The organism is bacterium, assembly GCA_030685015.1.
Lineage (GTDB): Bacteria > CAIWAD01 > CAIWAD01 > CAIWAD01 > CAIWAD01 > CAIWAD01.
Map to the genome: position 1 here is coordinate 39,566 of JAUXWS010000082.1, position 8,170 is coordinate 47,735.

Consider the following 8,170-nt stretch of genomic DNA (forward strand, 5'->3'; position numbering starts at 1 on the left):
ATGGATAGATTGATCCAGTGGGCGTTGCACAATCGCCCGCTTGTCCTGGTGGTGGCCGTGCTCTTGACCGCGCTCGGCATCACCACCGCCCTGCGCATGCCCGTGGACGTGTTCCCCGATCTGACGGCTCCCACCGTCACGGTGATCACGGAAGCGCACGGCATGTCGCCGTCAGAAGTCGAGACCCAGATCACTTTCCCCATTGAAACGGCCGTGAATGGCGCGGCGGGCGTCAGGCGTGTCCGCTCGGCCACGGCGGTCGGCATCTCCGTCGTGTGGGTGGAGTTCGAATGGGGCACCGAGATCCGCGAGGCCCGCCAGATCGTCAGCGAGAAGCTGGGCTCCGTGGCGGGCGACCTGCCGCCGGAAGGCGAGCGTCCGACCCTGGCTCCCCAGTCCTCCATCATGGGCGAGATCCTGTTCCTGGCGTTGAGTTCGGACCAGCATTCCCCCGCCGAACTCCGCAGCTACGCCGAAACGTCCTTGAGGCGGCGTCTGCTGGCCGTGCCCGGCGTGTCCCAGGTGACGCCCATCGGCGGTGGCGAGAAGCAATTCCATGTCGTGGTTGATCCAGCGGCCTTGCAGGCCAACCAGATCACATTGGCGCAAGTCGTTCACGCCCTGGAGGAAGGCAACGAGAACGTCTCGGCCGGCATCATCAATGAGCGTGGCTCGGAATGGTTGGTGACCGGTATTGGCCGGGTCCGCTCGCTGGAGGACATCGGCGCCACGATGGTGGCGGTCCGTGGCGGCATTCCAACCCTCGTCCGCGACCTGGGGCGCGTGGAGATCGGCGAGGCCCAGAAGCGCGGGGAAGGTTCGGCCATGGGCAAGCCCGCCGTGATCCTGGGCATCCAGAAGCAGCCCGGCGCCAACACGCTTGAGCTGACCGAGCGCCTGGATGCCGTGCTGGAGGCGGCCAAAGCCAAACTGCCCGCCGGCATGACGCTCAAGACCGACATCTTCCGCCAGGCCGATTTCATCGATGTCTCCGTGCGCAACGTCCTCATGGCCCTGCTGGAAGGCGTGCTGCTGGTCACCCTGGTCGTGATGCTCTTCCTGGGAAACCACCGCGCCACCCTGATCACCTTGACCGCGATTCCCTTGTCCCTGGTCACGGCGGTCCTGACCCTGAAGTGGCTGGGCGCCTCCATCAACACCATGACCCTGGGCGGCATGGCCATCGCCATCGGCGCGCTGGTGGACGATGCGGTGATCGATGTCGAGAACGTGTTCCGCCGCCTGCGTGAGAATCACGCGCGGCCTGCCGGCGAGCGCCGCTCCATCCTGGGCGTGGTCTTCGACGCCAGCGTGGAGATCCGCAGCTCCATCGTTTTCGCCACCCTCATCATCGCCCTCGTGTTCATCCCCATCTTCTTCCTGTCCGGCGTCGAAGGCCGCCTCCTGCAACCCCTGGGGCAGGCCTACCTGGTGGCGCTGGCGGCCTCGCTCTTCGTGGCGGTCACCGTGACCCCGGTGCTGTGCTCCTTCCTGTTGCCTTCCAGCAAGGGCGTGCGACAGGAGCAAGAGCCGGCCTTCGTCCGTTGGCTGAAACACAAGTACCGGCCCATCCTTGGGGCCGCCTTGGACCACCCGTGGCGCTTCACGCTTCCAGCCATGCTCCTGCTGCTGCTGGCCCTGGCCGCGTCCACCCGCATGGGGCGCGCCTTCCTGCCGGAGTTCAACGAGGGGTCGCTGACGATCAGCGCCGTCACCCTGCCGGGTACTTCGCTGGAAGAGTCGGATCAGCTGGGACGAGTGATCGAGCAAACCCTGCTGCAGTTCCCCGAAGTGCTTTCCGTGGCACGCCGCACCGGCCGCGCCGAGCTGGACGAACATGCCCAGGGCGTGGAGTCCGCCGAACTGGATGTCTCCATCGCGCTGAAGGACCGCGACAAGCAGGAGTTCCTGGACGAGCTGCGCACCGCCTTCTCGCGCGTGCCGGGCGTCAACATCACCATCGGCCAACCCATTTCCCATCGCATCGACCACATGCTGTCCGGCACGAGGGCCAACATCGCCGTGAAGATCTTCGGTCCGGACCTCTACAAGTTGCGTTCACTGGCGGAAAGCGCCCGGCAGGCAATGCAGGAGGTGGAAGGCGTGGTGGACCTGTCCGTCGAACAGCAGACCGAAGTGCCCATCCTGAAGATCCACTTCGATCGGGCCGAGATCGCCCGCCATGCCTTGACCATCCGGGACGTCGCCCACATGGTCGAGGCAGCCTTGCAGGGTGTGGTGGTGTCACGGATCATCGATGGCCAGGCCTCCTACGATCTGGTCGTTCGCGTTGTTTCCACCGAAGAGTGGCGGCTGGACACCTTGGGTGACCTGCTGGTGGACACGCCCATGGGCGCGCGCGTGCCCCTGCACGCCCTGGCCCGCATTCAGCGTGACACGGGCCCGAACCAGATCCTGCGCGAGCAGATCGAGCGCAAGATCGTCGTGCAGTGCAACGTCTCCGGTCGTGACGTCACCAGCGTCGTCCACGACGTGCAGGCCCGCGTGAATCCGCTTCTGCAGGAAGCCGGTGGCTACCACGTGGAGTACGCTGGACAGTTTGAAAGCGCCGCCGAGGCGGGGCGGCGACTCACGCTCATCAGCATCGCCGTCGTGATCGGCATCGGGTTCCTGCTGCACGTGGCCTTCCGCTCCGCGCGCGACGCGTCCCTGATCATGCTCAACCTGCCACTGGCACTGATCGGTGGTGTGGCCGGCGTCTTCGCCAGTGGCGGCGTCTTGAGCGTGGCCTCCTTGATCGGCTTCATCACGGTGTTTGGCATCGCCACGCGCAACGGCATCATGCTGGTATCACACATCCGCCACCTGCAGGAGCACGAGGGAGTGACCGACTTCCTCGAGGCCGTGCAGCGCGGGGCGATGGAACGCCTGGTGCCGATTCTGATGACCGCCATGGCCACCGGCTTGGCTTTGATTCCGCTGGCTCTGGGCGGGGACAAACCCGGCAACGAGATCCAGACCCCCATGGCGATCGTCATCCTCTTCGGCCTGATGACCTCCATGGTGTTGAACATGGTCATCGTCCCGGCCCTCTACCTGAAACATGGCCGGCCGGTGGCCAGCGAAGCAGGAGGTGTTGCATGAACGCCGCCACTCGTTTGATGATGACCGTCGCTGCCCTGCTGCTGCTGGGCTTGACCACGACCCGTGCGGCGGAGCCGCCCGTGCAGGAACTGACCCTCGAGGAGGCCCTGCGCCGGGCCCATGAGCACCACCCGCGCCTGGCCGCGGCGCGCGCGCGGGAAGAGGCCGCGCATGGCAGGACCCGCCAGGCGGGCCTGTGGTCGAACCCGGCCCTCATCGCGGGCGCGGAGCAGCTGCGCACCGACACCGATCAGCCCGACTCGCGTGAGTCCATTTTGGGCTTCTCCCAAACGATTCCGCTGGGCGGCCGAGTAGGGAAAGCCCGGGAGGCGGCGCGACTGGATCAGGAGGCCCAAGCCCGCCAAGTGGAATCCGTCCGCCGGGCGGTGGAGCGGGAGGTCCGGGACGCCTTTGCCACGGCCCTGTTCCAACAGCGGGCACGTGAGATCCTGGCTCAAGGCGCGGAGGATCTGGAAACCGGGGTGTCCATGGCGCGCACACGCGTCCAGCAAGGCGAGTTGGCTCCCCATGAGATCGCGAACGTGGAAATGGATTGGTCGCGCTTCAAATTGGATTTGGAGCGCAGCGGGGAACTCGCCCGGTTTGCCATGACCTCCCTTGCCACGGCGATGGGCGAGCCGGATCGGGTGCCAGCATCACTTGCCGGCGAGTTGGAGGCCCACTTCGAGCTTCCCTCCCTGGAGGACGTGGCGAACAGCTTGGCCCTGCACCCCGATGTCCTGTGGGACGAGGCCCAGGCGCGCGGCGCGGATGCGCGGCTCAAACTGGCCCGGGCGGAGCGCATTCCCGATGTGAATGTCGAGGTGCTGTTCCGCCGACTGGAGGCCACGGACGACCGTCGGCTGGACATGGGTCTCAACGTTCCTCTGCCCTTGTTCAATCGCAACCAGGGTCGTGTGATGGAAGCACGAGCCGAGGTCGACGCCGTCCGGCAGCGACAACGTTGGTCGGGCCAGGAGCGGCGATTGCGACTCAAGGAGGCTCATCAGCAACTGCAGGAGGCCCTGGCCCGGGTCCGGGCTCAGGTGGACGTGATCCAACCGCAAGCCGAGCGGATCCTGCAGGCCGCGCAGGCCCGCCATGCCGTGGGTGAGCTGAGCCTGGTCGAGGTTCTAGCGGCGCGTGGAGAGAGGACGCAGGCACAGCTTGAACATCTGGAGGCCCTGCGAATGGTCATGGAGTCCTGGGCCCGGTTGTCGGAATTCGTGTCCATTTGACGATGTGCTGGTGAAGTAAGGAGCCCGCCAGGGAACGACTCCCTGGCGGGCCAGTTATCGGGGCGGGATGGCGGGTCGACTTTTCGACGCCCGCCACCGTTGCGCGTCATTTCGCGGGTGTTAGGCGCAACAGGAACAAGCCTGCGATGGACAGGGCAATGCCCAGCAGCCTGGGCCAGGATGCTGGTTCCTTGAAGAACAGGATGCCAGCGATCGCCATCAGGGCAGCCCCGCCGGCAAGCACCATGGGCACGGCCGACAGGGGACCGCCCTTCTGGAAAAGCAGAAAGAACATCACGGTTCCAGCTCCCACGCAGATCCCCGTGAGGACGGAGTAGAGAATACCTGGGCCTGCCGCGCGCTGGGCCTCGGCGGAGGTCTGCCATAGAACAAGCAAGTACAGGGCGATGGCCACCGTGGCCGTTCCTTCGACAATCAGACCACCCAGTCCATCCGACACATGCTCGGCGGCCAGTTTGGTGAAGATCTGATGCAGGCCGTACAACACGGCCGCCCCGACGGCGTACCAGAACCAGCTCGTCATGTGGACCTTCCTTGTGACAGTTGTTCTTCTGTGGCGCGATCGGCTCGTCCACCCATTGCCGGCGAGCCGGATGTGAAACGTCCAGCCGTGACGCCTCAATTCGCCAGCAAGGTAAGGCGCGCCACTTGCATCGCCCCAACTCCTGACCCGCCCCGACTCCAGATGAGCACAGGTGCGCTCGCATGGGATGATTGCCACTACGTGACATCTCGGGGAGGCTCAGATGGCGATCGACAAGGCAAATCGGCGACCTAGAATTGTGCGGCGGCTATGCTGCGACACGACAGAACGAAAGGATCCCCACTGTGGCGGAACCCATTGATGCTCACATGCTCCAACCGGGACTCGAACCCCGAACCAACTGATGATTTTTGACGTGCTTCGCGACCACCTCAGGAAGTGGCCGGATGAGGCATATCTGATCAAATTTCCTTGCCAGGCTTAGGCTTTCGTTGTGCCAAGTTGATCGCTGCCTTGCAAGACAGAGCACGTCTTCCCAACGAGGAATCGGTCCGCCGGTCGGAGCCCAGCTCCGTCCAGACCTGGCTCGGACAAGGCCGACGCTGATTGATCCCCTTGCCCGCGAACCCCTTCCCTTCCCCCAGCGCACAACGCGCCTTTCAAGGTCCGGGATCATTCGTGATGAATCGAGGATGGGGGAAGTTGGTGCAACCGGCGTGCAACGGTGCAAAAAGGAAGGGTTCCAGCGGAGGCGGAACCCTTTGATGCTCAAATGCTCCAACAGGGACTCGAACCCCGAACCAACTGATTAAGAGGCGTATTCCGCAAGTCGTATTGATTCGTCACGTCAGGTCCTTCTTCCTCACGATCCCTTTGATTTGCAGGACTTTCAGCGCACACTGTGTCCCGTGTTCGGTCCCGGCCTGTCCCGCCCTTTCACAAAAAAGCGTGGAACGGCGGTGCAACGGGAGCTCCGACCCCGCTTCCGGGGCCGGGTCCGGGATCTTGGCAGAGGATGAAGCATTCCAGGAGGGCGTGTGCGCCGCTTCCGCTTCACGGTCCAGGCCCTGGCGGCCCTGACCACCACCAAGAACCGCGAGTTCGTCCATGACGACCAGGTGCCGGCCCTCGCCGTACAGGTCACCGGCGCCGGCGGCAAGTCCTTCTACGTGGTCAAGCGCCACGGGCCGGGCAAGGTGGTGCGCCGGCTGGGCTCGCTGGACGAGCTGTCCATTCCCAAGGCGCGCATGCTGGCCGCCCAGTTCGTCTCCAGCCTGGCCCTGGGCGAGGAGCCCGAGCCCGTGCTGGACGAGGCGCCGCTGCTGGTGCGCCAGGCCCTGGCCGAGTACCTGGGCTACGCCCGCGAGCATCTCTCGCGGAAGACCGTCAAGGACTACCAGTCCCACGTGGCCCGGCATTTGAGCCGCTGGGCCGGGACGCGGCCGCTGATCCATGTTCGACGCAAGGAGGTGACCGCCCTGCACCAGAGCCTGGGCCAGCGATGCGGCCACTGCGCGGCCAACCGCGTCCTGGCCTTCCTGCGTGCTGCGTTGAATCGCGCCATCCGCGAGCACGAGCTGGACATGCCCAACCCGGCGGCCGGCGTGCGCTTCTACCGCGAGGAGGCCCGCACCCGCCGCCTCTTCCCCGAGGAGCTGCCCGCCTTCTTCCAGGCGGTTCGCGACGAGTCGAGCGAGGACGTGCGGGACTTTCTCCTGCTTGCCCTCTACACCGGCGCGCGCAAGGGCAATCTGCTCGCCATGCGCTGGGAGGACATCTCCTTTCCCCGGGCGGTGTGGATCGTGCCGGCGGGGCAGTCCAAGAATGGGCGCGAGCTGCAGGTGGTCCTCTCCAGCCACGCGCTGGAACTCTTGGAGGCCCGGCGGCAAGGGGTGGACAGCCCCTTCGTCTTTCCCGGTCGTGAAGGCGGGCGCATCTCGGCGGACCCGGCCCAGCCGCGCAGCGGACACATGGCCAATCCCAAGGTGGGCTGGGAGCGCGTGCTGACCCGGGCCGGGCTCTGCGGCCTGCGCATGCACGACCTCCGCCGCAGCCTGGCCTCCTTCCAGATCGACACGGGCACGCCGCTCGAGGTGATCCAAAAGACCCTGGGCCACGAATCGAAGGCCACCACCGAGATCTACGCCCGCCTAGCCACGGGTCCCGTGCGGGCCAGCCTGGAAAAGGCCACGGCCGCCATGCTGGCCTGTGGGGACAGCATGGCCGATCATGAGGGGAAGACTCGTGACTGAAACCGTAGTCACGACTTGTTATTGACGATCACGCGATCATGGCTGCAAATGGCGCTTAAGGACTCGAGGCTCAACCATCTACCTGGAGGCTGTCATGTCCACTCGTCCCATGCCTGCATCGTTGAATTCCGTGCTTCACGAGGCCGCTCGCCAGCTGGGGGATTCCTACAATCGTCTAGGCTGGCTGAACGGCGAGGTCGATGCGCCCATGCCCGAGCAGCACACTGTCGTGCACCTGGCCGCCGCCCTGCGTAACCTGGGCTTCGCCGTGGCGCCGGAGGTTTACCTCAAGGGCAGCAATGGAACAAGTCGGCGTCGCGTGGACCTGCTGGCCCAGCGCCCAGGCGAGGTCTACGTTTTCGAGGCGAAGACCTTCGGTGGCTGGATTTTCGACGCCGTGGAAGAGGATGTGAAGCGGCTGGTTGCGTTCGGCAAGGCCGGTCCTCAGACAATGCCCTTCGAGGACACCGCGCGGGACCCGCTGGCCTTCTGGAAGCTGTCCAATGAGAAGTGGGGCTGCGTGGTGATCCAGTCCTTCCGGACGCCCCGCTTCGTCGAGGCATGGGAGAAGCTTGGCACCGGAACAACCCCACGCACCGGCCTGGAGCCGGGGGAACGGGAGACATGGGCGTCCATCCTGCGCGACAATCGCAAGCGGGTGGGGTCGTCCACCGTCAGCGCCCTGGAGTCCCTGCTCACGCGCTTGCACGCCCTGGAGGCCCAGTTCGGCGCGAAGCGGGTGACAGATGATTTCGTCAAGGACACGGGCGCCCTGCACCTGCTCTGGGCGGCCTTTCCCATCGGGCAGAACTGATGCGGCCTTACCCGCGCCATGCGATGCAGGGCACTGCTTGATGTGGGGATTGTTGTCTCGGTGGGGGATCGCCCAGCATCAGCGCAGCAGCGTCACCGTCCTCGTCTGCGCCCTTCCCGCCGCCTCCAGCGTGACCAGGTAGACGCCGCTGGCCAGGCGGCCGGCCTGGAAGGGCAGGTGGTGCGTGCCCGCCGGCAGGATGCCATCCACCAAGACGGCCACCTGCTGCCCCAGCAGGTTGTGCACGACGAGGCGG

Annotated in this window: 5 protein-coding genes; 4 read left to right on the top strand and 1 reads right to left on the bottom strand. The window is 65.6% G+C overall.

The annotated features are described in order from the left end of the window. Positions 1-3,105, top strand: a complete 3,105-nt coding sequence (locus Q8O14_11840; protein MDP2361418.1) for an efflux RND transporter permease subunit — start codon at positions 1-3, stop codon at positions 3,103-3,105. Next, on the top strand, positions 3,102-4,343 hold the full coding sequence (locus tag Q8O14_11845; protein MDP2361419.1) for a TolC family protein: 1,242 nt from the start codon (positions 3,102-3,104) through the stop codon (positions 4,341-4,343). The genes Q8O14_11840 and Q8O14_11845 overlap by 4 nt, the downstream gene beginning before the upstream one ends. A 106-nt stretch (positions 4,344-4,449) precedes the next feature. Here the strand turns inward: Q8O14_11845 and Q8O14_11850 are convergent, their stop codons facing one another. Then, entirely contained in the window at positions 4,450-4,887 is a 438-nt protein-coding gene (locus Q8O14_11850) for an EamA family transporter (protein MDP2361420.1), read from the bottom strand. Between the two features lie 998 nt (positions 4,888-5,885). Here Q8O14_11850 and Q8O14_11855 point away from each other — a divergent pair. Continuing rightward, positions 5,886-7,100, top strand: coding sequence for a tyrosine-type recombinase/integrase (locus Q8O14_11855; protein MDP2361421.1), 1,215 nt, complete (start codon positions 5,886-5,888; stop codon positions 7,098-7,100). 94 nt (positions 7,101-7,194) lie between these two features. Beyond that, a complete protein-coding gene (locus Q8O14_11860) occupies positions 7,195-7,914 on the top strand; it encodes a hypothetical protein (protein MDP2361422.1) in 720 nt (239 codons plus the stop codon). Positions 7,915-8,170 lie beyond the last annotated feature (256 nt).